The following is a 24804-nucleotide window of genomic DNA, read 5'->3' as shown; positions in this document are numbered from 1 at the left end:
GCCGATTCGATCGATGAATCCGAGAAACGGACATCGGACATCAATCATCATGCGCTCTCGACACACTCGGCGTCGTCGGAATCAGGAAAATCGAATTACGTTGCAAGATCAAATAATTCGAAATACCCAAGGAACTGGGGTATTGCTTTTCGAACTATTCCAGTTCACCTTCGGTCTCCAAGTAGATCTGCCGCAATCGGTCCAGTGTTGCCTGCTCCGGATGCTCCCACAACTCTCGTTGCGCCGCCTCCAGCAGACGCTCGGCAATGCCGTGCAGCGCCCATGGGTTGGATTGCTCCATGAACTTGCGGTTCACGTCATCGAAAACGTAACTCTCCGCGAGCTTTTCGTACATCCAGTCGGCCACGACATTGGTGGTGGCGTCGTAGCCGAAGAGGTAGTCGACGGTGGCCGCCATTTCGAAGGCGCCCTTATAACCGTGGCGGCGCATCGCCTCGAGCCAGCGCGGATTCACCACTCGGGCACGGAAGACGCGCGAGGTCTCCTCCGAGAGCGTGCGGGTGCGCACGGCGTCGGGTCGGGTGCTGTCGCCGATGTAGGCCTCGGGATTCTTGCCGGTCAGCGCGCGCACGGTGGCGACCATGCCGCCGTGGTACTGGAAGTAGTCGTCGGAGTCGGCGATATCGTGTTCGCGGGTGTCGGTGTTCTTGGCGGCCACGGTAATCCGCCGGTAAGCGGTGCGCATATCGTCGGCGGCGGGTGCGCCGTCGAGGTCGCGACCGTAGGCGAAGCCGCCCCATGCGGTGTACACCTGCGCGAGGTCGTCGTCGGTGCGCCAACTCTTGGAGTCGATCAGTTGCAGCAGGCCTGCGCCGTAGGTGCCGGGTTTGGAGCCGAAGATGCGGGTGGTGGCGCGGCGCTTGTCGCCGTGTTCGGCGAGATCGTTCTGGGCGTGGGCGCGAACGTAATTCGACTCGGCGGGTTCGTCGAGGTCGGCGACCAGACGTACTGCGTCATCGAGCAGCGCGAGCACATGCGGGAACGCATCACGGAAGAAGCCGCTGATGCGGACGGTGACGTCGATGCGCGGACGGCCCAGTTCCGCGAGCGATATAACCTCCAGGGTGGTGACGCGGCGGCTCGCCTCATCCCAGACCGGGCGGACGCCCAGCAGCGCAAGGACTTCCGCGATATCGTCGCCGGAGGTGCGCATGGCGGAGGTGCCCCACACCGACAGCCCGACCGAGCGCGGATACTCACCGTGATCGGCCTTGTATCGATCGAGCAGGGAATCCGCCATGGCCTGCCCGGTCTCCCAGGCCAGTCGGGACGGGACCGCCTTCGGGTCGACCGAGTAGAAATTCCGACCGGTCGGCAGCACATTGATCAGGCCGCGCAATGGGGATCCGCTGGGCCCGGCGGGGATGAAACCGCCGTTGAGCGCGTGCAGGATTCGGTCGATTTCGATGCCGGTCTGCCGCAGGCGGGGCACGACTTCGGTCGCGGCGAAGCGCAGCACGGTTCGCACCGCGGCACACGTCGGGGCGGGTGCGTCCAGTGAGTCGACAAGTCCGTCGACGGCGTCTACGGACCACTCGGCAGCTTGCAGTGCGGCCAGCAGCTCACGCGCTTGGGTCTCCACCGCGTCGACCCGTTCGCGCACCTCGGTACCGGATTCGTTCAGCCCCAAGGCCTCCCGCAGACCCGGCACATTCCGTTCGCCACCCCAAAGCTGGCGCGCGCGGAGCATGGCGAGGACCAGGTCGAGTTCGGTCTCCCCCGCCGGCGCCTGCCCGAGGACGTGCAAACCGTCGCGGATCTGCACATCCTTGATCTCGCACAGCCAGCCGTCGACGTGCAGCAGCATATCGTCGAAGACATCCTCGTCTGGACGCTCGGCCAGGCCGAGGTCGTGGTCCATTTTGGCCGCGCGCATGAGCGTCCAGATCTGCTGGCGGATCGCGGGCAGTTTGGCCGGATCGAGGGTGGAGATATTGGCGTGTTCGTCGAGCAGCTGTTCCAAACGCGAGATATCGCCATAGCTTTCGGCGCGGGCCATGGGCGGAATGAGGTGGTCGACCAGGGTCGCGTGGGCGCGGCGCTTGGCCTGGGTCCCCTCACCCGGGTCGTTGACCAGGAACGGATAGATCAGCGGCAGCTCACCGAGCGCGGCGTCGGTGCCGCAGGAGGCGGACATGCCGAGGGTCTTGCCGGGCAGCCATTCCAGATTGCCGTGCTTGCCGAGGTGCACCATGGCGTCGGCGGCGAAACCTTCCGGCGCGGCGATCCATCGATACGCGGCGAGGTAGTGGTGGCTGGGCGGCAGATCCGGGTCGTGGTAGATGGCGACCGGGTTCTCGCCGAAGCCGCGCGGCGGCTGCACCATCAACACGATATTGCCGAAACGCAATGCGGCGATGACGATTTCGCCCTTGGGGTCGGCGGAGCGGTCGAGGTAGAGTTCACCGGGTGGCGGTCCCCACGCCTCGATCACGGCTGCGCGCAGGTCATCGGGCAGAGTGTCGAACCAGCTGGTGTACTGATCGGCGCTGATGCGGATCGGGTTGCCTTCGAGCTGTTCGGCGGTGAGCCAGTCCGGATCCTGACCGCCCGCCGCGATCAGCGCGTGGATCAGCGCGTCTCCATCGCGTTCCGCGAGTCCCGGCACCTCGGTCTCGTCGCCGAGATCGTAACCGGCCGCGCACATCTCGGTGAGGAGCCGGATCGCGCTGGCGGGAGTGTCCAGGCCGACGGCGTTGCCGATGCGCGCATGCTTCGTCGGGTAGGCCGACATCATGATGGCGATGCGTCGCCGTTCGGCCGGGATGTGGCGCAGCCGCGCGTGCCGGACCGCGATACCGGCGACCCGGGCCGCGCGTTCGGGATCGGGCACGTAGGTGGACAGTCCGTCGGCGTCGAATTCCTTGAACGAGAACGGAACCGTGATGATGCGTCCATCGAATTCCGGGACGGCCACCTGGGTGGCGACGTCCAGCGGGGAGAGTCCGTCGTCGTTCGCCTCCCATTGGGCGCGGCCGCTGGTGAGACACAGGCCCTGCAGGATGGGCACATCGAGTTCGGCGAGGGCGGCGACATCCCAGGCCTCGTCGTCGCCGCCGGCCGCTGCGTTGGCGGGCTTGGTGCCGCCCGCCGCGAGCACGGTTACCACCAGTGCGTCTGCGCTGCGCAAGGTGTCGAGGAGTTCCGGCTCGGCGGTGCGCAAGGAGGCGCAGTACAGCGGCAGGGCCTTCGCGCCCGCGTTTTCGATTGCCGCGCAGAGGGCATCGATGTAGGCGGTGTTTCCGGCGAGATGCTGTGCGCGGTAATAGATTACGGCCAATGTCGGCGGGTGCTCGGCAGTTGTGCTCGGATCAGTGCCCGGCGTGCGCTCCAACTCGCCCCAACTCGGCAGATGCACCGGCGGTTCGAAGCCGTGGCCGGTGAGCAGCACCGTATCCGAGAGGAAGTTGTGCAGCTGACGGAGATTTTCCGCACCACCGGCGGCGAGGTAGTTGTGCGCGTCGGCGGCCACACCACCGGGCACCGTCGAGCATTCCATCAGCTCGGCGTCGGGTGCGATCTCACCGCCGAGCGCCACCATCGGCACCCCGCTCGCGCGCACGGCTGCGAGCCCGTCCTCCCAGGCGCGCTTGCCGCCGAGGATCCGCACGATCACCAGATCGACGCCGTCGAGCAGCGCGGGCAGGTCCTCGACCAACAGCCGAGCCGGATTCCCCCACCGATATTCCGCACCGCTCGCACGCGCGCTCAACAGATCGGTATCGGACGTCGACAGCAGCAAAATCACAGGTGGCAGCCTTCCTCGGGTGACGCGCCCATCGGTTACGGTGCTCGCCGGAGAGGGTCTGGCTTTCGACAGTGGCGCGACCGCACCGGAGTTCCACCGGTTTCCTCATCGCCCGCCGAGCAATCCAGATGCTAACCCGCCGCTCCGCGCCGCCCGTCGACGGTCATCCACTCGGCGCTCAGGTCAGGTCGGCGTTTCCGTCGATCACCTTCAGGTGGTAGTGGAATTTGTCGACACGCCAGCCCGCGGCGGTACGTTCGGCGCCGATGCTGTAGCTGCCGACGAACGTGCGCGTCTTGCCGTGGGACGCATCGTTCTTCACGTGCACCGCGATGGCGTCGGCGTGGATCACGGCGTGGTCGCCCTGCAGGTCGACCAGGTAGTTGCCCGACTGGTGATGGACGCCGTCGAGGTCGGCGAGACCCGTCCGCCAATCGCCGACGATATCGGCTGCGGGCCGCACCGCCACCTCGCCGCCGAAGCCACCATCGAAGTCGACCTTCGGCGTGAATACCTCCCCGAGAAGGTCATCCCAGCGCTTCTGATCGGTGTAAACGAACATCCTGGTGACAACGTCGATGATCGCGAGTCGGTCGGCAACGGTGGAGATTTCACTCATGCGGCCAACCTTAATGCGGGCAGGGGTGGACGCCGACTAGTCGGTCGGTATCGACCGGGCGTTAGTGCGACGCGCGGGAGATCGGTGGCCGTCATGGCTGTGCGTTGTCAGGCTCGGCCGTCCTCTAGTGCATGTGTGAAGAGACGGGCCGCAAATCGCTTCTGGCCGAGCGTTATGGCCTGCACTGCCACTACCGAGCAACGACGAGGCGATCCACCCCGTCGCAACCGTCACCGGATTCGCGACCAGGCGCCGTAAGCAGCAGTCGGGCGTCGCGGCCGTCGCTGGTTGCGCAGCGGTGGGGTCGTAGGCTGGATGGGTCATGACGCGTACGAATCCCGATTCCTGCCCCGGTGTACTGCGGCTGCATCAGGCGGCCGATGGTCCGTTGGCTCGAATTCGGCTGCCCGGTGGGCGGCTGGAGCCGGGGCAGTTGCAGGTGTTGGCCGAGGCGGCCGCCGAACTCGGCGATGGGAATATCGAGCTGACCTCGCGGGGCAATGTGCAGTTGCGGCAGGTGCGTGATGCGGCTGCGCTGGGTGAACGGTTGGCGAGTGCCGGGCTGTTGCCGAGCGATACGCACGAACGGGTGCGCAATATTGTCGCGTCACCGCTGTCGGGGCGGATCGGGGGCTGGGCGGATGTACATGCGCTCGTTCCGGCGCTCGACACAGGTTTGCGCGCCGCACGGCGGTTGGCCGAACTGCCCGGCCGTGTGCTGTTCACCCTCGACGATGGCCGCGGCGATATCAGCGGCCTTGGTGGCGATATCGGCGTACACGCGACGGACGCAGACGAATTCGCGCTCGTGCTGGCTGGTGGTGACTCCGGCATCCGAGTATCCGCGGCCGACGCGGTCCAGGTGATGCTGGCCGCCGCACACGCCTTCCTCGATCTCGGCTCGGGTCAATGGCGGCTGCACGAAGTCGATGACGGTGTGCGGGGAGTGATCGATATCCTCGGCCTGTCCCGCGGCCCCGAACGACTGGAATTCGGTGCCGCCCATGACATTCCGATCGGCTGGCTCGACCAGGACAACGGCCTGGTCAGCCTCGGCGCGGCCGTTCGCCTCGGCTCCCTGCCCGCCCGCATTGCCGAATTCATCGCCGCCATCGAACGCCCCATCTTCATCACCCCGTGGCGCAGCCTGGTGATCACCGATCTAGCGGAATTGCCCGCCGAACAGGTCGTCCGGGTACTGGCCCCCATGGGCCTGATCTTCGACGCCAACTCCCCTTGGCTCCAGGTCAGCGCCTGCGCAGGCCAACCTGGCTGCGCAAAAGCGCTCACCGATGTCCGCGCAGATGCCACAGCCGCCGTCGAATCCGGTCGCGTACTGCCCCCCACCAACCAGTCCGCCGCAGAGAGCAATTCCAGCGGCGTCGACGATCTCGGCGCAACCATCGAAGTCCACAGCGCCGACGAGGTCACGGTCGCAGGCCGCCAACACTGGTCCGGCTGCGACCGCCGTTGCGGCCGCCCGCGCGGCCCGGTCACCGATATCGTCGCCACCGAAAACGGTTACCGCATCGGCTGACATCCGCCCAGCAAACAACCAACGAGGCACCACATCATCTGATTCTTCGGCACGGCCCGTGGCACGGTGAGGTCAGCTGACCGAACTCCCGTTCTGACAGCGGTGCTCGCGCCCTAGGAAGCAACCGCGGTCGGCGCACTCCGCGGATCCTCGTGAATCTCCAAGGTGCAGCACTTCACGCCACCACCGGCCTTCAACAACTCCGACAGATCGACGCCCACCGGGTTGTACCCCTGCGCACGCAACTCCGAAGCCAGGTTGTCGGCGCGACTGCTGATGAAGACATTCAGCCCATCGGAGACACCGTTCAGCCCCAGAACCACCGCATCGGCGTCGGTGGCGAGGATGGCGTCCGGATAGAGCTCGGCAAGTATCGCCTGACTCGCGGCACTGAAGGCAGGCGCGAAATACGCGACGTTCGTGTCATCGAGGGCCATCAGCGCCGTATCCAGGTGATAGAAACGCGGATCGACCAGTTCGAGCGAAACCACCGGCAGATCGAAGTACCGCTCGACCTCACGGTGCGCGGCAGTCGAACTCCGGAATCCGGTCGCAGCCAGCATGCGCTCACCGACGAGCAGGAAATCGCCTTCGCCCTCATTGGTTTCCTGCGCCCCGACCAGCTCCACTAGACCCAACTGCGCGAACCAGCCGTGATACGCCGGACCTTCCGCGGCCCGCTCGGCATGGGTGAACCGCGCCGACATCGCCCGATCACCCACGATCAGGCCACTATTCGCGGCGAAAACCATATCGGGCAGACCCGGCTCCCCCGGCACCACGTCGATGCGATGGCCGTAGTGCTCGAATGTCGCGCGCAGCGTCTCCCACTGCGATAGCGCGAGCGCGCGATCGACAGGTTCCTGCGGATTCATCCACGGGTTGATCGAGTAGCAGACGTCGAAGTGATCCGGACGGCACATCACGAACTGACGTGGCTGACCCTTTCGAGCGACCTGCGAGCAGTCGCCAGCGGAGGGCTGCCGCGCGGGCTCGATACGGAGGGTGGTTACAGAGGTCAACGTGTCTCCCGGAGGTAGGCGCGGATCAATCCACTGACACGAAGGTAATTCGCCTAGTATTGCGTCAGAAACAACGATTCATTGTGCATGATCGAGTAAATTCGGCGAATCATTGCGCCGATCGGGAGTAGGTGTGGTGTGGACGACATCGACCGGCAGATTCTGGCGCATCTGCTCAAATCGGCGCGCGCCTCGTTCCAAGAAATCGGCGCGAAGGTCGGACTGTCCGCACCTGCGGTCAAGCGCCGCGTCGACAAGATGGTCGCCAGCCGCCAGATCACCGGCTTCACTGCACTGGTGAATCCCGACGCACTCGGCTGGACCACCGAGGCCTACGTCGAGGTCTACTACCGCGACAACATCACCCCCGCCGAACTCCGCCGCAGCCTCGAACCGATCCCCCAGGTAGTCGGGGTTTGGACCATCGCAGGCGAAGCCGACGCCCTCGTCCACGTCATGGCAACAGACATGGCCGAAATCGAATCCACCGTCGAACGAATCCGCGAAAACACCCGAGTAGGCCGCACCCGCAGCTCCATAGTCATGTCCCGAATCCTCGAACGCCCCCGCACCTGATCCGCCGAGAATGCATTCATGCAGGCGGCCTCGACGTTTGCCGCCGCCAGTACATTCTCGACCCGCGGCGGGCATGGGGAGGGAGGGCTCATATGGTGGGGGCATGTCCGATGTTCGTTATGTCAGTGATGGGGCCGAGATCTATCGGCGGTCGTTCGCGATGATTCGGGCAGAGACGGATCTGAGTGGGTTTCCACAGGATGTGGCGCAGGTTGTGGTGCGGATGATCCATGGTTGCGGGCAGGTGGATCTGGCCGGGGACGTTGCGTTTTCGCCCGGTGTGGTGGCGGCGGCGCGGGGCGCGCTGCGGTCGGGGGCTCCTATTCTCTGTGATGCGCAGATGGTTGCGTCCGGCGTGACGCGCAAGCGGTTGCCCGCCGACAATGACGTGATCTGCACCCTCGCCGATCCGCGGGTGCCGGAACTGGCTGCGGCGATGGGCAATACACGGTCGGCCGCCGCGCTGGAGTTGTGGCGCGATCGCCTCGAGGGCGCGGTGGTCGCCATTGGCAACGCGCCGACCGCCCTGTTCCATCTGCTCGACATGATCGATGCGGGTGCGCCACGGCCCGCCGCCATCCTCGGTATACCGGTCGGCTTCGTCGGCGCTGCCGAATCCAAAGACGCGCTGATCGAATACGGCGGGGTCGAATATCTGACGGTGCGTGGGCGGCGCGGTGGCAGCGCCATTACCGCTTCGGCACTGAATGCGATTGCGAGCGAACAGGAATGAGCAACGGCAAGTTGTGGGGTGTCGGACTCGGCCCCGGTGATCCGGAGCTGGTGACGGTGAAAGCGGCGCGGGTAATCGCCGAGGCCGATGTCATCGCCTTCCACAGCGCACGCCACGGTCGCAGCATCTCGCGTGGTATCGCCGCGCCGTACATGCACGCGGGTCAACTCGAGGAACACCTGATCTACCCGGTGACCACCGAGACGACCGACCACCCCGGCGGCTATCAGGGCGCCATCGACGAATTCTACGAACAGGCCGCCGAACGCCTGGCAACCCATCTGGCGGCGGGCCGGTCCGTCGCACTGCTCGCCGCAGGCGATCCGCTGTTCTACAGCTCGTACATGCATATGCACCGCCGGTTGGCCGACCGGTTCGAGGCCGAGATCATCCCCGGCATCACCTCCGTGAGCGCGGCCTCGGCTGCCCTCGGCACCCCGCTCGTCGAGGGTGAGCAGGTACTGACCGTCCTGCCCGGCACCATGCCCACCGACGAGCTCACCCGCCGCCTCCGCGATACCGACGCCGCCGCCATCATGAAACTCGGTCGCACCTATCCCGGTGTACGCCAAGCCCTCTCGGACTCCGGCCGCCTCGCCGACGCGTACTACATCGAACGCGCGAGCAGCACCCGCCAACGTGTACTCGCCGCCGACGACGTCGACGATGCGGATGTACCGTACTTCGCCATCACCCTCGTTCCCGGCCCGCAGCCGACAACCTCACTGCCCCTTGCGAATCCGGGGCAAGGGCAGTCGCAGACGATCGGCGCGCAGGGTGCTACCGACATCTCCAGGACCGCGGCTGTTTCGCCCGAGGCTGCGGGCAGCGAATCCCGCACCACGCAGACAGTTCCTTTCGACAGCTCTCGAGTCGAGCCAACCGCGAGCCGTTTCAGCGACGCCATCGGTGAAGTCGTGGTGGTCGGGCTCGGCCCGGGCTCACCCGACTGGACCACACCCGAAGCCGAACGCGCACTCGCCGAGGCCACCGATCTGGTCGGCTACACGACCTACATCAATCGGGTGCCGTCGCGTCCCGGGCAGCGCAGGCATGCCAGCGATAACCGGGTGGAATCCGAACGTGCCGCCATGGCATTGGATCTCGCGAAACAGGGGGCCAAAGTAGTTGTCGTGTCCTCGGGCGATCCCGGGGTTTTCGCGATGGCGGCTGCGGTACTCGAGGAATCCGCCGATCCGCAGTGGCAAGGGGTGCCGGTGCGGGTGCTGCCCGGGCTCACGGCGGCCAATGCGGTCGCCAGCCGGGTCGGCGCGCCGCTCGGCCACGACTACGCGATGATTTCGCTCTCGGATCGACTCAAGCCGTGGGAGGTTGTCGCGCAACGACTTTCGGCGGTCGCCGCAGCCGATATGGCGATCGCGATCTACAATCCAGCCTCCAGTCAGCGCACCTGGCAGGTCGCGGCGATGCGTGACGTGCTGCTCGAGCATCGCAAGCCCGATACCCCGGTGGTGCTCGGTCGCGATGTCGGCGGACCCACCGAATCCGTCCGTGTGGTCACCCTCGCCGAGCTGGATCCGGCCGAGGTCGATATGCGCACGCTGCTGATCATCGGTGCCTCCACCACCGCAGTAATCGAGTCCGAGCAGGGCACCAGGGTCTACACTTCGCGCCGCTACCAGCGTTGATTCCGGAAAGGCAACCAGATGCGCAAGCTCGAACTCCAGGTCCAGACCACCATCGACGGCTACATGTCCGGCCCGAACGGCGAGATGGACTGGATGACATTCCAGTGGTCCGATGACCTCGCCGCCCGCGTCACCGCCATCACCGACGAATTCGACACCATCGTGCTCGGCCGCAAACTCGCCGAAGGCTTCATCCCGCATTGGGCCTCCAAGCCTGAACACGAGCCCCAGGCGGCCATTGACAAGATGAACAACACGCCCAAAGTCGTGATCTCCAACAGCCTCACCGAATCGCCCTGGGAGAACACCGTCGTCGCGGGCGGCGACCTCGCCGAGACCATCAACAACCTCAAGGCCCAGCCGGGGGGCAACATCATCGTCTACGGCGGCGGCACCCTCGTCGCGAATCTGATCGCCGAGGGCCTCATCGACGACCTGCACCTGTTCGTCAGCCCGACCGCGATCGGCGCGGGCCTGCCGGTCTTCCGTGGCACCACCCGGCTCGATCTCGTCTCCGCCACCGGATTCGAGTGCGGGGTGACCGAGCTGCACTACCGGCCGAAGAGCGCCTGACCGCGACCTCGTCGGGGATGCCGATCGGCATCCCCGGCAGTTCTCAGGCGCGGTAATTCCCAACGATGAGCGCCAAGCATCCGGCCGCACCCACAGCGGCGGCCGCGAACATTGTCGGGTATCCCAGGCCGAAAGACTGGTGCAGGAATGCCAGCAGCGCGGGGATACCGAAGCCGAGGTAGCTGACCGAGTAGAACACCGCAGTGAGACCGGCGAGATCGTCAGGACGAGCAATCCGCTCGATCTCCTGCAGCCCGGCGACCAGCCCGATCCCATATCCGGCACCGAGCACAGCAGCGGTGACGATTGTGAGCATCAAGGCCAATGCGCCGCAAGCCCATGCGGCCGAGGCCATTCCACACACGACCAACGCCAGCGCGACAACTGCGGCACGGGCGGTGCCCGGTCGATCGATCCTTCGCGCCAGCGATTGGATCGCGAAACCACAGCCCAGTGTGATCACCGTGATCAACGCCGAGAACGCGACCGGCGCACCGCGCACCTGCGGCGCCATCAGAGTAGGCAGCACCGCGTAAGCCGTTGCGGCAGAGGTGAACAACCACAGCGCGACCGGCAGCGCAACACATCGGAACCTGCGATGCGCGGCCGCCGGAACCTTCAGATCATCGATCAGCCGCCCTGAATTCCGCCGCGGCGATAACGTTTCCGGCACCCGAGCCACCCACACCGCCACGACCAGACACAGCATCACATTGATCAGATACGCCAACGTATTCGGCAGCGGAGCCCACTGCGCGAGCGCACCCGCCACACCGGCGCCGACAGCGAACCCACCGGTCAGACTCATCGCCGAGCGTCGCGCCCCGGTCCCCGCAGGTAGCTCCGGCCCGACCGGCGACTGCGAAAGTTCCTTCAGCCAACTACTTCCCACCGCCATCGCCAGCCCGAGCGCCACACCGCAGAGCACCCGTCCGGCCGATAACAGCGGCACCGATGCCGATCCGAAGGCCAGCAGCAGCGAACCGGCTGCGCCGATCAACGGCGCCGGGCGAAGCAGCGTGCGACGGCCGTAGCGGTCCGAGAGCGGTCCGCCGATCAGCAAGGCGGGCACGATGCCGAGCACATAGTCGAACAGCAGCAGGTCCACCGTGGTGACCGGCAGCCCGTTGCCCTTGTACATCACCAGCAGCGGCGTGAATTCGTTTCCGCCCCAGGCGATCGCGAACATCGCGGCCGCGACACCCCACCAATGCCGCGAACTCTGCCGTGGTTCCGCCGACCGGGTGTCGACGGCGAGCAGCGTTGCCATTACAGGCCTCTCATTTCCAGCTGGTGCACGCCGGACATATGGTCGACGAGTGCGGTGGCGAACCCTGCCGTGTCGCCGATTTCGATCAGGTGGGCCAGACGCGTGTGCTGCTCGATGATGCGGGCGGTATCGGTCGAACCGCGGTGCAGGGCAGCGCTGTTCATGCGACGCTGCCGCTCCCGCAGCGAGTCGTAGAACCCGGTGAGCAGCGGATTGCCCGCAGCGACCACATAGGCGCGGTGAAAGTCGGTGTCCGCCACCGCGAATCGGTCGAAGTCCGCGGCGGCGGCCAGTTCGCGCTGCTGGTCCAGCGAGACATGAAGTTCGGCGATCAGCGCGGACCGCTCGTGCGCGACCACCGCGCGCACCGCTCCGGTCTCCACGACATAGCGGGCATGTACGACATGTTCGGCTTCGGCGGGCGGAATCGGCACCACCAGCGCGCCGCGCTTGGGGTACAGCCGCATCCACCCCTCCACTTCGAGTCGCAGGAATGCTTCCCGCACCGGGGTCCGCGACATACCGAGGTCGGTGGCGATCTCGCCCTCGCTGATCAGCTCACCACCCGGCAACGCGCCGGTCAGGATGCGTTCCTTGACCTCGCGATAAGCGACTTCGGTGGATGAATACATCTTAGACACAAGTTGCATCTTAGCGACACGCTCTAGCGGCCCGACAGGGGCGGCGGGCAAGAGTCGTATAACATTCCACTATGGAACGTTGAGATTGAGAGGAGCAGTACATTGGCGAACACCTCGACACAACGCAAATCGCTGAATTCCACGGCGGCGTCGCTGCTCGGATTTCTGCACGACGGTCCGATGTCGGGCTGGGATCTGGTGACCGAGGCCCAGGACCGGATCGGCGATTTCTGGACCATTACCCAGAGCCAGGTCTACCGGGAACTGGCCGCCATGGACGCGGCCGGGTTCGTCGAAAAAGGTGAGATCGGGGCGCGCGAACGCACGCCATATCAGATCACCGACGCCGGTCGCGAAGCATTCCTCGAATGGATCGCCCGTGACCCCGGCGCGGAGACCATTCGGGTGCCGCTGCTGCTGACCCTATCCTTCGGTAAGCACGTCGATCCCGACCATCTCGATCGAATCATCGCCGCCAACAAGGAAATTCACCAGCAGCGCCTCGACCGCTACCGCACCGACGACCACACCGACATGTCCGCGTATCAACGCGCCACCCTCGAATTCGGCATCGGCTACGAGCGCACCGTACTTGCCTGGTTCGACCGCCTGCCGGAATTGCTCGGCCGCTGAATCAGCGGGATACGATCTCCCGCAACCACTTCCACGCCGCATCGACGGATTCCACGACCACCGCGCCGGGCGGCAGCTCGGGGCGGTCTACGACGACCACGGGAAGGCCCGCCGAGCGAGCGGCATCCAGTTTGGCAGCGGTCTGATCGCCGCCACTGTCCTTGGTGACCAGCGCGTCGATCCGGTGTTGCGTCAGCAGACGCTGCTCATCCGCGGGCGAGAAAGGCCCACGCGCGAGCAGCAATTCGTGATGCGGCGGCAGCGCGCCGGTGGGCGGATCGATGGCACGGATCAAGAACCAACGGTCCGTCAGGCCCGCGAAGGCGGCGACACCTTGGCGACCGATAGTCAGGAAGATGCGCTCCCCCAACTCCGAAATCGCCTGTGCGGCAGCGTCGAGATCCGGCACCCGGATCCACCGATCACCGGGCTGTTGGGACCATCCCGGCCGCCGCACATGTAGTAGCGGTAAACCGAGATCCGTTGCGGCACCGGCCGCATTCGCACTGATCGTGCCTGCGAACGGATGTGTCGCATCAATGACGACCGCGATCTCGTTGTTCGCCAACCACTTCCGTAGACCCTCGACACCACCGAAGCCGCCGATCCGCACCGGCCCCTCCGGCAGCAGCGGGTCGCGAACACGACCGGCGAGCGAGGAGACGATATCGAATCCTCGCTCGCCGGAAGCGATGTGGGCGATTTCCCTGGCTTCCCGGGTGCCGCCCAGAATCAGAGTTTTCAGGGCTGCCCGCTGAAGTAGGCGATGCCCGCATTGATCAGGTTCGGACCACCCGCGATGAGCAGACCGATCAACGCACCCACCGGCAGACCGATGCCGAAGAAGAAGAATCCGATGATGCCGCCGATCACCGCACCGAGCGAGGCGCGCTGCAGCTCGCTGAAGAACCACTCCTGCGAGGAGATCGCCTCGGCGCTGACCGCGGCGGTCGGCGTGACCTCCGGGGTGAGCGTCAGCTTCTGGCCTGCAGGGTCGATGGTGGCCGCGATCGGGATCAGCTGGTCCCCGACCTGCGCCTTCAGCGGAATCGAGGTGACGACCGCACCTTCGGTGTTCTTCACCGTGACGTACTTCTTGTCGGCGTCCAGACTGAACGCGCCGCCGGTGACCGCCGCGACGATCGACTTGTCGACGAGTTGCACCGCGTAGTTCACACCGTGGTCCTCGCCCTGCACGGCTGGCGCGGCCTGGTTCTGCACGGCCGGCGCGGGTGCCGCCGGAGCGGCGCCGGACGTACCCGCCGCAACACCGGTGGCGGCAACGGCCATAATCGCGGTGGCGGCAAACTTCTTGTACTTCATAAATCTCCCCAATAGGACGCGGATCCGGCGATAACGTCCGGATCTCGGGCACCGACCCTACAGTCCGTTAAACCCGTGCAGCGGGGTTTTCAGACCGAGCCGCCTTTCACAACTGCCCACTGGGCGACCGGCAATTGCGGCCGCCAGGTCGTGAACTTGCCGAGGGCTTCGGCCCGGTAAATTTGAAACTTCCGCAGTTCACCGCCGTGCGCGGCGGCCCAACTCAGTAGCAGTGCTTCGGATTCCGCCGTCACCGCATTCGCCACCAAACGGCCACCCTGGCGTAGATGCGACCAGCATGTCTCGAGTACGCCATCTTGAGTGAGCCCGCCACCGATAAATATTGCGTCCGGAGGCGCTGATTCGGTAGATTTTTCGATATCGGTGAGTATCTCTCCACGCACACCGAGATGTGGAACACCAAGGGCGGCGGCGTTGTCGGCGATCTGCCGCCGCCGGTGTTCGAGTCGCTCGAAGGTGACCGCCCGACAGCTCGGATGCGTGCGGCACCATTCGATCGCGACACTGCCTGAACCCCCGCCGATATCCCACAGCAATTCCCCGGGCGCGGGTGCCAGCGCGGCCAGTGTCATTGCCCTGACTTCGGATTTGGTGAGTTGACCGTCACCGCCGAAGAGCTCATCCGCCAGTCCGGGCACACGCGTCGCCCGCAGGTGCTTCGGGTCGGCGACGCAGTCGATCGCGACGATATTGAGCGGGTCCCCCGCCGCGAGTTCCCACCCCGCCGCGCGCTCGCGTACGACCCGTTCGCGCGGGCCGCCCAACTGCTCGAGCACGGTCAACATCGACTCACCGAAACCATTGTCCCGCAACAGTTCCACCAACCGTCCCGGTGTGTGCTCGTCCGCGCTCAGCACCAGCACCCGCCGCCGGTCCGCCAACTCGGGCAACACCGTCTCCACCGGCCGCCCCACCGCGCTCACCACCGGAGTTTCCGCCAACGCCCAACCCAGCCGTGCGCATGCCAGCGATGCCGATGATGCCTGCGGAAATACCCGCAGGTGATCCGCACCGAGGAGCCGTGCCAACGTCACCCCGATGCCGTAGAACATCGGATCCCCGCTGGCCAGCACGCCTATCTGCTGACCGGTGTGGTCGGCGAACAAACCGGGCAGTGCAGGGACCAACGGCGACGGCCACTCCCGCCGCGCCACCGCAACGTCCTGCGGAATCAGCTCGAGCTGCCGCGCCGATCCGAATACCACTTCGGCATCCGAGACCGCTTCGCGCGCAGCCTCGCCGAGCCCACTCCACCCGTCGGCACCGATACCGACGACAGCAATCGGCGGCCCACTCCACTCCGCACTGCCGTTCACCGCGGCAACCGACGCCAGATGGGTTGGGGCAGTAGGCGGATCGCGAAGATGACCGGACGCAGGATGCCGGGGATCCACACCCGACCGGCACGACGTCGCAGACCCCGCACAACCGCATCCGCCACCTGGTCGGGGGTGCTGGACATCGGGGCGGGGTCCATGCCCTCGGTCATCCGGCCGATCACGAACCCGCAACGCAGCAGCAGCAGGTGCACACCGCTGCCGTGCAACGCATCCGCGAGACCGCTGGCGAATCCGTCGAGACCCGCCTTTGCCGAACCGTAGACGTAATTCGCTCGCCGCACCCGCGCGCCCGCGAACGAGCTGAATACAACAAGCTGCCCGCTGCCCTGTGCGCGCAGCAGATTCGCCAGGATGGTGAGCACGCTGATCTGCGCGACGTAATCGGTGTGCACGACCGCGATCGCATGTGCCGGATCACGTTCGGCCCGCGCCTGATCCCCGAGCACTCCGAATGCGACCACCGCGACCCCGATCCCCCCGTACTCGGCCGCGATCTTCTCCAACAGCGCGGGATGACTCGCCGTATCGTCCGCATCGAATTCGACGGTATGCACTGCCGTCGCCCCGGCTGCCGCAACCGCCGCACTCTCTTGCGTCAACTCTGAGCTGCGCCGTGCCGCGAGGATCACCACACGCCCCGGCGCCAGCCGCCGCGCCACCTCGAACCCGATCTCACTGCGGCCCCCGAGTACCAGCACCGGCCCCTCGGCAATTCCACGCGATCCCATGCCGCCAGTCTTTCACCCCACCCCGCTATGCCGATCCGCCAGGTCAGACGATCTCGAGCTGATAGGAGGCCTCGACCCAGAAGCCTCCCGGCTCGTACTCACCGCCGAAGGTAAGGATGTAGTCGCCCCGGAGCGGGTCGTCCAGCCTGCACCAGAGCCCCCAGGCCGTCGCCTTGAAACGGCCGGTCACCGGGAACGGGCCGCCGGCTGCCGCGTTGATGGGGAATGCCGCGCGGTTGGTCACTTCCAGCAGCGGCAATCCGACGCCGTTCAGCTCGGCGTGGCCGCTCGCCGTCGGCACCACCGGAGGTCGGCTGCCGAATTGGAAAAACGACCTTTCGACCTTCTGGAAGGTATTGAAGGCGGGAAAGAAGATCGGGCGACCGTAGGGCACGGTGCAGCTTCGGCTGACCTTGCCGCCGAACGTTCCGGCGAGAAACCAGACACCATCGGGCTGACCTTCGGCCGCGCAGGCTCCGGTCTCGTCGCAGACCGGATTCTTGGCTATCGGAATCGACATCGCCCACTGCCACCATCGAGCGGCCAACTGGACATCCGTGCTCTGCATCCCTGAACCCCTCGATTGTCGATCTCGGCGCTCAGAATATCCGAGCACGCACCAAACACCGAACTGACCAGTCCGTACAGGAAGCGCCGACTCGGTACGTGCCGCAGCCAGGCGGCCCGGATACCGCTACGGTCAGGGGATGCCGACCAGCACCGCACAGCTGTCCACTGCCGCACTCGAATTCGTCGCCGAGCGGCACCTCGCGACCTTGACCACCCTGCGCGCCGACGGCACGCCGCATGTGGTCGCGGTGGGTTTCACCTGGGATCCGGAAGCCGGGATCGCACGAGTGATCACCAACGACGGCTCGGTGAAGGTGCGCAATGTGCGGCGCTCCGGCTACGCGGCAGTGAGCCAGGTGGACGGAATCCGCTGGATCACCCTGGAAGGCCCGGCCGCGGTGCTCGACGATCCGGACAACGTCGCAGAAGCGGTCGACCGATACGCGGGCCGCTACCGAGTCCCCCGCGAGAACCCGACCCGCGTGGTCATCGCCATCCAAGTCCAGCGCGTACTCTCCAGCAGCACCCTCGCCCACACCCCATCCTGAACCGAACGCAGACCTCACCTGGAAGTCATTGCACCCCAGGGTATTTCGCCGTGCTCAGAGCACCGTCAACCCATGCGGCCGCTGGTTCATCGACTCGCAGCCGTCTTCGGTGACCACGACGATGTCCTCGATGCGTGCGCCCCAATCGCCGCGGAAGTAGATGCCGGGTTCGATGCTGAAGGCCATGCCGGGTTCCAGGACCAGGCTGTTGCCTTCGACGATGTAGGGCTCCTCGTGGACCGACAGGCCGATGCCGTGGCCGGTGCGGTGGACGAAGGCGGGGCCGAAACCGGCTTCGGTCAACAGGTTTCGCGCTGCAGCGTCGACGGATTCGGCGGTGACACCGGGGCGGACGGCCGCGGCGGCGGCGGCTTGGGCGCGCTCGAGTTCCCCGAACTGCGTGGCCACGGTGGGCTTGGGCTCGCCGAGGACGTAGGTGCGGGTCGAGTCCGAGTAGTAGCCGGGGTCGACCGGGCCGCCGATATCGATAACCACCACATCTCCGGCGTCGATGCGACGATCGGAGACGCCGTGGTGGGGGTCGGCACCGTGCGGACCGCTGCCGACGATGACGAACGCCGCCTCGGTGTGCCCCTCCTCGACGATCGCCGCCGAAATATCCGCGCCGACCTCGGCCTCGGTCCGCCCGACGCGCAGGAATTCACCCATCCGCGCATGCACCCGATCGATCGCCGCACCGGCACGACGCAAAGCCTCGATTTCGGCCTGGTCCTTGATCATTCGCAGTTCCCGCAGCACCGGCGTGGCCGAAGTGGGCAGTCCACTGACGGATTCGGCCAGCGGCAGCAGATGCAATGCCGGCATGACATCGGTGACCGCGACCCGGGAGCCGACGTGCAACGACGACTTCACCAGCTGATACGGATCGACACCGTCGACCCAGTCCAGCACCTGCAAACCGAGTTCACCCGCCGCCGAACCCTCCAGCGACGCCAATTCCAACTTCGGAATCACCACCGACGGCGTCGCGCCATCGGCCGTGATCACCAGACACGTCAGTCGCTCGAAAGACTCCGCCGCCGATCCGATGAGATAGCGCAGATCCGGCCCCGGCGTGATCAATAGTGCGTCCAGATGAGCGGCGCGCATCAACTGCACCGCCCGCTCGAGTCGATCACCATAGACATCCGCCGCGAATCGGGACTCCGTGTGCGAGCTCATACCGTCCGACGTTACCCGTCAGCGACATCAACACGAATGCGAATACCGATCACCCGAGGTTGTCGTTGCGGACAGGTAGCCTCAGCGGCGTGAACACTGCGACTTCCGGTGGGCCCCTGCTGTTGCTCGATGGCGCGAGCCTGTGGTTCCGTGCGTTCCACGCGATTCCGGAGAAGATCACCGCATCCGACGGTCGATCGGTGAACGCCCTGCGCGGCTTCACCGATATGGTTGCCTCGCTCATCACCAAGCACAAGCCGAGCCGGGTGGTCGTCTGCCTGGACCTGGAATGGCGCCCCGCATTCCGGGTGGCGCTGGTGCCGACCTACAAGACCCACCGCCTCGACACCACCGCCGATGCGGCACCCGGCGCCGAGGACGTCCCGGACACCCTGCCCCCGCAGGTCGAGATGATCCTCGACGTGCTCGCAGCGGCCGGCATCGCCACCGGCGGCGCGATCGGACTCGAGGCCGACGATGTGCTCGGCACCCTGGCCACCCGCGAGCGCACCGATCCGGTGGTGGTCGTCAGCGGCGACCGTGACCTGCTCCAACTCGTCCGCGACGATCCGGCACCGCCGGTGCGCGTGCTCTACGCCGGTCGCGGATTGGCCAAGGCCGAATTGTTCGGCCCCGCTGAGGTGTCCGCGAAATACGGTGTGCCACTGGAGAATGCGGGACCTGCCTATGCGGACATGGCGACCCTGCGCGGCGACTCCTCCGACGGCTTGCCCGGCGTCGCAGGCATCGGCGAGAAGTCCGCCGCGATGCTCATCTCCCGCTTCGGCTCCCTCGACGCGCTCACCGCAGCCGTGGACGACCCCGCAGCCGATATGGCCCAGGGCATCCGCGCCAAACTCCGCGCCGCCGAGACCTACCTGAAGGCTGCCGCCCCGGTCACCCGCGTGGTCTGCGACGCCGATGTGGAGCTCTCCTGCCCCGACACCCTCCCCACGACCCCCGCCGACCCGGACCGTCTCCGCGAACTGGCCACCGCCTACAACGCGGAAAGCCCCATCACCCGCCTGATCGCGGCACTGACCGCGGCACACTCGGCGTGACGGCACCGATCGTTACCGCACAAGCACGAGGCCTCGCATACCCAGTAACGACCTCGCATAGGTCGCAGCATCTGCGAGGCCGTCACTACCTCTGCGCCACAACCGTGCGCCGCCACGAATCCTGAGCGGCGGCTTCGTAGTACGGCTCCAGGCCGGGGAAGCAGAAAGCGTGCTTCGCACCTGCCCGTCGCGACACCGCCGACCGCCCGATCGACAAGAGCCGGGAACCAGGGACCCGACACGCCGTACTCGACTCAGTAGTTGGAGCTACCCGGGCAGAAGCTGGTCGCCGCGCCGAGGTACCCGCGCTCGCCCACCAAGCCCGCGCAGCGGGGCCGCCCCACCGACGCCCGCTCGCCGACCTGCCGACCGAAGAACCGTCAGTTCGGGCGGCCGACCTCGTAGGTTCCGTCGTCCTTGGTGATCTTGACGGTGACCTTCTTCTGCTCGCCGCTGACCTTCAGGTCACAGGTGAAGGTCGCGTCGACCTCGACCTGCTGGCCCGAGGGGCAGGAGACATCAGCGACGTCTTGGATTCCGTAGGAATCCGAGAGCACCTTCTTGACGCCGTCCTGAACGGCGGCCTGGTCGAGTTCGTCCTTGCTGGTCAGCACGAGCACCAGCACCACGATGGCGCCGATGACGGCGAGCGCGAGCACACCTAGGCCGATGAACAGGCCCTTGCTCTTACCGCCGCTGCTCGGCTGCGGGGTCTGCTGCTGCCACGGCTGCTGCTGGCCCTGCTGCCAGGGCTGTTGTCCCTGCTGCGCCGACCAGTCCTGCTGGGTCGGCTGCTGCCCCCACTGCGGCTGACTCGGCTGGCTGGGCTGAGGCTGGCCCCACTGCGGCTGGCTGGGCTGGCTCTGCGGGTTCGGCTGACCCCACTGCGGCTGACTCGGCTGGCTCGGCGGATTCGGCTGACCCCACTGCGGCTGCTGCGCGTTCGGATCGCCCCACTGCTGGGTCGGCTGCGCCTGTGGGGTGCCACCCCACTGCTGGGTCGGCCCGGCTGCACCGGGCGCCTGCTGTCCACCCCACTGTTGGGTGGGATCATTGCGTCCCTCCCCGGGACCAGGGGCGTCGTTCGGTCCGTACGGGCCGCTCATCTGGTTGCCTCCACTCGCATCGTTATACACACGGTAGCCCCCCGCGTGAGACTCGTCGCACAACAGGACCAGTCCGATATGAGGCGCGATCCTGTCCGACTCCTCCGCCACGGTCGGTACGCGAAAGAAATCAAATCACAATCGAATCGGCTACGCGGCGTCCACGGCCACGACACCCCGTCGGATCGCGCGGACGGCCTTGGCCGCGGTCCCGGCGACCTCCACATCGTCGGCGGTTCCGTGGATCTGATCGAGCAGATCGATGACCTGTCGGCACCACCGCACGAAATCGCCCGCGGACAGCGGCGTGTTCTGATCACCGCTGGCCAGCAACGACTCGGCCAACCCATCGCCGCGCGCCCATTTGTAAACACCTGTCACGAAACCGAGATCCGGTTCACGGGTGGGCGACAGCTTGTGCCGTGCCTCATCGGAGCGCAACTCGCTCCACACGCCGACGGTCGCGCCGACGGCCCGGCGAATCGGTTCGGTCGGCCCGCTGGCACCGAGATAGCCGCCCTCCTGGCGGGATTCGTACACCAGAATGGAAACCACCGCCGCCAATTCGGCCGGACCGAGCCCGCGCCACAGCCCCTGCCGCAGACATTCGGCGACCAGCAGATCGCTTTCGGCGTAGATCCTGGCCAGCCGACGTCCGTCGGCGGTTACTTCGCCCGCGTCCACGAACCCGCGCTCCTCGAGCAGGCCGAGGATCCGGTCGAAGGTGCGTGCCAGCGAATTGGTGGTCGCGGCAACCTTTTGGCGCATCGTTTCGGTCTCGCGCAGCAGCCGGTTGTAGCGCTCGCCGACCCGGCTCATCTGCTCGCGATCGGGCCGCGTATGCGCCGGATGCGAACGCAGACTGCGCCGCAATGTCGATAGCTCGCGGTCCTCGCCCGCCTGCGAACGGTCAGCGCGCCGCGGCCGGCCCGGCGCCGAGATCCCGGTGCTGCGCAACGCCGACGCCAGGTCGCGCCGAGTCCGTGCCGTGCGGTGATCGATCTTGCGTGGCAGCCGCATATGCCCCAGCGTCTTCGCGGGCACCGGGAAATCGGCGACCGATACCCGACCCGCCCACTTGTCTTCGGTCAGTACCAGCGGACGCGGATCCCCCGGCGTGGCATCCGGCTCCAGAATCACCGCGAGCCCGGCTCGCCGCCCGGACGGAATGGCCACCACATCGCCGCGCCGCAGGGACACCAGCGCGTCGACCGCGGCCCCGCGCCGATCGGCCCGACTCTGCTGCGCGATCTGACGTTCACGCTGCTTGATCCGCTCGCGCAGGGAAATGTATTCCAGGAAGCCGCCGTCCTCGCCGCCGAGCTGATCGCGCAACTTGCGCAACTGACCCTCATTGCGCTCGATCCCGCGCACCAGCCCCACCACCGACCGGTCGGCCTGGAACTGCGCGAAAGACCGCTCCAGTAGTGCCCGCGACTCGTCCGCGCCCATCCGATCGATCAGATTGATCGACATGTTGTAGCCCGGTCGGAACGAACTGCGCAGCGGATAGGTCCGGGTGGATGCGAGACCGGCGACCGCACTGGTATCGACCTCGGGCTGCCACAGCACCACCGCATGGCCCTCGACATCGATCCCGCGCCGCCCGGCCCGACCCGTGAGCTGCGTGTACTCCCCGGGCGTCAGCTCGGCGTGCGACTCGCCGTTGTACTTGACCAGCCGCTCGAGCACCACCGTCCGCGCGGGCATATTGATGCCCAAAGCCAGTGTCTCCGTGGCGAATACGGCCCGCACCAGACCACGCACGAACAATTCCTCGACGGTATGCCGGAAGGCGGGCAACATGCCCGCGTGATGCGCGGCCAGGCCGCGATGCAGCGCCTCGCGCCACTCCCAGTAGCCGAGCACCTCCAGATCGCCCTTGGGCAGATCCCCGGTGTGCTTCTCGATGATCGCGTCGATCTCTCCGGCTTCGTCGTCACGGCTGAGATCCAGTCGCGAACGCAGGCACTGGGCAAGCGCTCCATCACATCCGGCCCGACTGAAGATGAAGGTGATCGCGGGCAGCAGCCCTTCCTCATCGAGCTTGGCGAGCACCTCCGGTCGCGGCAACGGCCGGAAGTTGCGGTTGCCACCACGACCGCGCGGTCCACCCCAGCCGTTCATCCGGTCCGCCGCCTCACGGTGGCGGATATAGCGCACCAGATCCTCGTCGACCAGGACCTTCTGCTCGCTGGAGTTGGTATCGAACAGATCGAACATCCGCCGACCGACCATGACGTGCTGCCACAGCGGCACCGGGCGGGTCTCGTCGACGACCACTGCGGTATCGCCACGCACGGTTTCCATCCACGCGCCGAATTCCTCGGCATTGCTGACCGTCGCGGACAGGCTGACCAGCCGCACATCCGGCGGCAGATGCAGGATGACCTCCTCCCAGACCGCGCCGCGGAAGCGGTCGGCGAGGTAGTGCACCTCGTCCATCACCACATAGGACAGTCCGCGCAGCGCGTCCGAGGAGGCGTAGAGCATATTGCGCAGCACCTCGGTGGTCATCACGACCACCGGCGCACCCGGGTTGATCGATTGGTCACCGGTGAGCAGTCCGACCTGGTCGCGCCCGTGGCGATCGGTCAGGTCGGCGAACTTCTGGTTCGACAGCGCTTTGATCGGTGTGGTGTAGAAACACTTTCCGCCCGCTGCCAACGCGAGGTGCACCGCGAATTCGCCGACGACGGTCTTACCCGCGCCGGTCGGGGCACAGACCAGCACGCTGTGCCCGCCCTCGAGGGCTTTACAGGCATTGCGCTGGAAGGGGTCCAACCCGAAAGTCAGCTCGGCGGAGAACTTTGCCAGCTCGCCCGCCTGCGACTGGTGATACGTCACGGTCAGAGGGTATCGGAGTAGTCCGACACGGGTCGCGCCGATTTCTCCGGGGGTTCCATGATCGAATCGGCGGAGTTGATCGGCTCGGGACCGGAGACCGTGGAGGCTTCCTCATCCGAAAGTGCCGCCAATGCGTCGGCCTCCCGACGTGCGCGCCGCCTGTCATTGATCCGGGAGAACTGGATGGCGACCTCGAACAGCACGGTCAGGGCCAGCGCCAGTGCCAGCATGGAGAACGGATCCTGTGGGGTCACGATCGCAGCGAAGACGAAGAGCCCGAAGACGATTCCGCGTCGCCACTTGGCGAGCTTGTCGTAGTGCAGCACGCCGACCAGATTCAATCCGACTACCAGCAGCGGGATTTCGAAGCTGACACCGAAAATGACGAGCAGTTGGATGATGAAGCTGAAGTATTGCGTACCGCTCAGGGCGGTGATCTGCGCGTTGTTGCCGATATTCAGCAGGAAGCTCAACGCGTGTGCGACAACCCAATACGCGAGTACGGCGCCGGTCACGAACAGCGCACTACCGGAGGTGACGAATCCGACCGCGTACTTGCGTTCCTTCGCGTACAGACCGGGAGTGATGAAGCCCCAGATCTGATACAGCCACACCGGAGCGGCCAACACCACGCCCGCCGTCATACCGACCTTCAACCGCAGCATGAACTGCTCGAAGGGCGCGGTCGCCAGCAGACGGCAGGCGCCGTCGGTGGTGAGTACGGCTCGCGACGAGGCGGGCAGGGAACAGTAGGGTCCGGTCAGCAGCGATCCCAGGCTTTCGATGCCGAAGATCGTGTGCGCGTACCAGAAGAAGCCGAACAGCGTGGTGACGACGACCGCGGCGATCGAGACCAGCAGCCGACGGCGCAGCTCCTGCAGATGCTCGACCAACGACATGGTGCCGTCGGGATTCGTCCTGCGCTTACTGCGCCGGGGATCGAACGGGATTCGCATGGTGGTGTGTTGGCCCCTGGGGTCGAAGGTGCCCGCAGCGGTCGGCGGGCAACAGCACTAGGCCCGGAGCGAGTTCGCTACTCACCCCGGCGGCAAGGCT

The 24804-nt window shown here is 66.2% G+C and carries 22 protein-coding genes; 8 read left to right on the top strand and 14 right to left on the bottom strand.

Going from position 1 to position 24804, the window contains the following annotated elements:
* Positions 1-154: 154 nt before the first annotated feature.
* Together cobN and OIE68_RS07470 are read right to left on the bottom strand one after the other, a co-directional pair.
* The gene (cobN, locus tag OIE68_RS07475; RefSeq protein ID WP_327098647.1) at positions 155-3769 is read right to left on the bottom strand and encodes a cobaltochelatase subunit CobN; all 3615 of its coding nucleotides are present in this window, start codon (positions 3767-3769) and stop codon (positions 155-157) included.
* Between the two features lie 178 nt (positions 3770-3947).
* Entirely contained in the window at positions 3948-4388 is a 441-nt protein-coding gene (locus OIE68_RS07470) for a nuclear transport factor 2 family protein (RefSeq protein ID WP_327098646.1), read from the bottom strand.
* Between the two features lie 322 nt (positions 4389-4710).
* On the opposite strand from OIE68_RS07470, the gene cobG reads away from it, so the two are divergent.
* Complete coding sequence (cobG, locus tag OIE68_RS07465) at positions 4711-5925, top strand: precorrin-3B synthase (RefSeq protein ID WP_327098645.1); 1215 nt, start codon at positions 4711-4713, stop codon at positions 5923-5925.
* 113 nt (positions 5926-6038) lie between these two features.
* Here the strand turns inward: cobG and ddaH are convergent, their stop codons facing one another.
* The gene (ddaH, locus tag OIE68_RS07460) at positions 6039-6947 is read right to left on the bottom strand and encodes a dimethylargininase (protein ID WP_327098644.1); all 909 of its coding nucleotides are present in this window, start codon (positions 6945-6947) and stop codon (positions 6039-6041) included.
* Between the two features lie 138 nt (positions 6948-7085).
* On the opposite strand from ddaH, the gene OIE68_RS07455 reads away from it, so the two are divergent.
* From OIE68_RS07455 to OIE68_RS07440, 4 genes are all read left to right on the top strand, one after another.
* Positions 7086-7523: an Lrp/AsnC family transcriptional regulator gene (locus tag OIE68_RS07455; protein ID WP_327098643.1), complete on the top strand. Its 438-nt coding sequence runs from the start codon at positions 7086-7088 to the stop codon at positions 7521-7523.
* A 103-nt stretch (positions 7524-7626) separates the two neighbouring features.
* Positions 7627-8256 (top strand): precorrin-8X methylmutase, encoded by a 630-nt coding sequence (locus OIE68_RS07450; protein ID WP_327098642.1) that lies wholly within the window; start codon positions 7627-7629, stop codon positions 8254-8256.
* Positions 8253-9905: a precorrin-3B C(17)-methyltransferase gene (cobJ, locus tag OIE68_RS07445; RefSeq protein WP_327098641.1), complete on the top strand. Its 1653-nt coding sequence runs from the start codon at positions 8253-8255 to the stop codon at positions 9903-9905. Before OIE68_RS07450 ends, cobJ begins: the two co-directional genes overlap by 4 nt.
* A gap of 18 nt (positions 9906-9923) precedes the next feature.
* Complete coding sequence (locus OIE68_RS07440; protein ID WP_327098640.1) at positions 9924-10478, top strand: dihydrofolate reductase family protein; 555 nt, start codon at positions 9924-9926, stop codon at positions 10476-10478.
* A 43-nt stretch (positions 10479-10521) separates the two neighbouring features.
* Here OIE68_RS07440 and OIE68_RS07435 read toward each other — a convergent pair whose 3' ends face one another.
* Together OIE68_RS07435 and OIE68_RS07430 are read right to left on the bottom strand one after the other, a co-directional pair.
* Positions 10522-11748, bottom strand: coding sequence for an MFS transporter (locus OIE68_RS07435; RefSeq protein WP_327098639.1), 1227 nt, complete (start codon positions 11746-11748; stop codon positions 10522-10524).
* Positions 11748-12380, bottom strand: a complete 633-nt coding sequence (locus OIE68_RS07430; RefSeq protein WP_419150750.1) for a GntR family transcriptional regulator — start codon at positions 12378-12380, stop codon at positions 11748-11750. The genes OIE68_RS07435 and OIE68_RS07430 overlap by 1 nt, the downstream gene beginning before the upstream one ends.
* Before the next feature lie 111 nt (positions 12381-12491).
* Here OIE68_RS07430 and OIE68_RS07425 point away from each other — a divergent pair, with 111 nt between their 5' ends.
* Positions 12492-13022 (top strand): PadR family transcriptional regulator, encoded by a 531-nt coding sequence (locus tag OIE68_RS07425; RefSeq protein ID WP_327098637.1) that lies wholly within the window; start codon positions 12492-12494, stop codon positions 13020-13022.
* 1 nt (position 13023) lies between these two features.
* On the opposite strand, the gene OIE68_RS07420 is transcribed toward OIE68_RS07425, so the two are convergent.
* The 5 genes from OIE68_RS07420 to OIE68_RS07400 all read right to left on the bottom strand — a co-directional run bounded on the left by OIE68_RS07420 (position 13024) and on the right by OIE68_RS07400 (position 17002).
* Positions 13024-13767: a cobalt-precorrin-6A reductase gene (locus tag OIE68_RS07420; protein WP_327101603.1), complete on the bottom strand. Its 744-nt coding sequence runs from the start codon at positions 13765-13767 to the stop codon at positions 13024-13026.
* Positions 13764-14345, bottom strand: coding sequence for a hypothetical protein (locus OIE68_RS07415; protein ID WP_327098636.1), 582 nt, complete (start codon positions 14343-14345; stop codon positions 13764-13766). Before OIE68_RS07415 ends, OIE68_RS07420 begins: the two co-directional genes overlap by 4 nt.
* Before the next feature lie 89 nt (positions 14346-14434).
* Positions 14435-15700: a precorrin-6y C5,15-methyltransferase (decarboxylating) subunit CbiE gene (gene cbiE, locus OIE68_RS07410; protein WP_419150749.1), complete on the bottom strand. Its 1266-nt coding sequence runs from the start codon at positions 15698-15700 to the stop codon at positions 14435-14437.
* Positions 15679-16434 (bottom strand): SDR family NAD(P)-dependent oxidoreductase, encoded by a 756-nt coding sequence (locus OIE68_RS07405; RefSeq protein WP_327098634.1) that lies wholly within the window; start codon positions 16432-16434, stop codon positions 15679-15681. Before OIE68_RS07405 ends, cbiE begins: the two co-directional genes overlap by 22 nt.
* A gap of 43 nt (positions 16435-16477) precedes the next feature.
* Positions 16478-17002 carry a hypothetical protein gene (locus OIE68_RS07400; protein WP_327098633.1) on the bottom strand — a complete coding sequence of 175 codons (525 nt, stop codon included), beginning with the start codon at positions 17000-17002 and terminating at the stop codon, positions 16478-16480.
* 139 nt (positions 17003-17141) lie between these two features.
* Here OIE68_RS07400 and OIE68_RS07395 point away from each other — a divergent pair, with 139 nt between their 5' ends.
* The gene (locus OIE68_RS07395; protein WP_327098632.1) at positions 17142-17552 is read left to right on the top strand and encodes a PPOX class F420-dependent oxidoreductase; all 411 of its coding nucleotides are present in this window, start codon (positions 17142-17144) and stop codon (positions 17550-17552) included.
* A gap of 54 nt (positions 17553-17606) precedes the next feature.
* Here OIE68_RS07395 and OIE68_RS07390 read toward each other — a convergent pair whose 3' ends face one another.
* Entirely contained in the window at positions 17607-18734 is a 1128-nt protein-coding gene (locus OIE68_RS07390; RefSeq protein WP_327098631.1) for a Xaa-Pro peptidase family protein, read from the bottom strand.
* 89 nt (positions 18735-18823) lie between these two features.
* Here OIE68_RS07390 and OIE68_RS07385 point away from each other — a divergent pair, with 89 nt between their 5' ends.
* The gene (locus tag OIE68_RS07385) at positions 18824-19795 is read left to right on the top strand and encodes a 5'-3' exonuclease (RefSeq protein ID WP_327098630.1); all 972 of its coding nucleotides are present in this window, start codon (positions 18824-18826) and stop codon (positions 19793-19795) included.
* Between the two features lie 380 nt (positions 19796-20175).
* Here OIE68_RS07385 and OIE68_RS07380 read toward each other — a convergent pair whose 3' ends face one another.
* From OIE68_RS07380 to tatC, 3 genes are all read right to left on the bottom strand, one after another.
* Entirely contained in the window at positions 20176-20901 is a 726-nt protein-coding gene (locus OIE68_RS07380) for a DUF4333 domain-containing protein (RefSeq protein WP_327098629.1), read from the bottom strand.
* A gap of 150 nt (positions 20902-21051) precedes the next feature.
* Positions 21052-23754 carry a DEAD/DEAH box helicase gene (locus tag OIE68_RS07375; RefSeq protein ID WP_419150748.1) on the bottom strand — a complete coding sequence of 901 codons (2703 nt, stop codon included), beginning with the start codon at positions 23752-23754 and terminating at the stop codon, positions 21052-21054.
* Entirely contained in the window at positions 23751-24704 is a 954-nt protein-coding gene (gene tatC, locus OIE68_RS07370; RefSeq protein ID WP_327098627.1) for a twin-arginine translocase subunit TatC, read from the bottom strand. The genes OIE68_RS07375 and tatC overlap by 4 nt, the downstream gene beginning before the upstream one ends.
* Between the last annotated feature and the right edge of the window lie 100 nt (positions 24705-24804).

Origin of the sequence: Nocardia vinacea, from assembly GCF_035920345.1 — a bacterium.
Taxonomy (GTDB): domain Bacteria; phylum Actinomycetota; class Actinomycetes; order Mycobacteriales; family Mycobacteriaceae; genus Nocardia; species Nocardia vinacea_A.
Note: the sequence above shows the minus strand (reverse complement) of the source record. Positions and strands in the feature narration are given on the sequence as shown.

Coding starts and splice junctions, on each gene's coding strand:
- OIE68_RS07470 (WP_327098646.1), bottom strand. CDS start 4,388: ATGAGTGAAATCTCCACCGTTGCCGACCGACTCGCGATCATCGACGTT.
- cobG (WP_327098645.1), top strand. CDS start 4,711: ATGACGCGTACGAATCCCGATTCCTGCCCCGGTGTACTGCGGCTGCAT.
- OIE68_RS07450 (WP_327098642.1), top strand. CDS start 7,627: ATGTCCGATGTTCGTTATGTCAGTGATGGGGCCGAGATCTATCGGCGG.
- cobJ (WP_327098641.1), top strand. CDS start 8,253: ATGAGCAACGGCAAGTTGTGGGGTGTCGGACTCGGCCCCGGTGATCCG.
- OIE68_RS07440 (WP_327098640.1), top strand. CDS start 9,924: ATGCGCAAGCTCGAACTCCAGGTCCAGACCACCATCGACGGCTACATG.
- OIE68_RS07435 (WP_327098639.1), bottom strand. CDS start 11,748: ATGGCAACGCTGCTCGCCGTCGACACCCGGTCGGCGGAACCACGGCAG.
- OIE68_RS07430 (WP_419150750.1), bottom strand. CDS start 12,380: ATGTATTCATCCACCGAAGTCGCTTATCGCGAGGTCAAGGAACGCATC.
- OIE68_RS07415 (WP_327098636.1), bottom strand. CDS start 14,345: ATGAAGTACAAGAAGTTTGCCGCCACCGCGATTATGGCCGTTGCCGCC.
- OIE68_RS07405 (WP_327098634.1), bottom strand. CDS start 16,434: ATGGGATCGCGTGGAATTGCCGAGGGGCCGGTGCTGGTACTCGGGGGC.
- OIE68_RS07400 (WP_327098633.1), bottom strand. CDS start 17,002: ATGCAGAGCACGGATGTCCAGTTGGCCGCTCGATGGTGGCAGTGGGCG.
- OIE68_RS07395 (WP_327098632.1), top strand. CDS start 17,142: ATGCCGACCAGCACCGCACAGCTGTCCACTGCCGCACTCGAATTCGTC.
- OIE68_RS07390 (WP_327098631.1), bottom strand. CDS start 18,734: ATGAGCTCGCACACGGAGTCCCGATTCGCGGCGGATGTCTATGGTGAT.
- OIE68_RS07380 (WP_327098629.1), bottom strand. CDS start 20,901: ATGAGCGGCCCGTACGGACCGAACGACGCCCCTGGTCCCGGGGAGGGA.
- tatC (WP_327098627.1), bottom strand. CDS start 24,704: ATGCGAATCCCGTTCGATCCCCGGCGCAGTAAGCGCAGGACGAATCCC.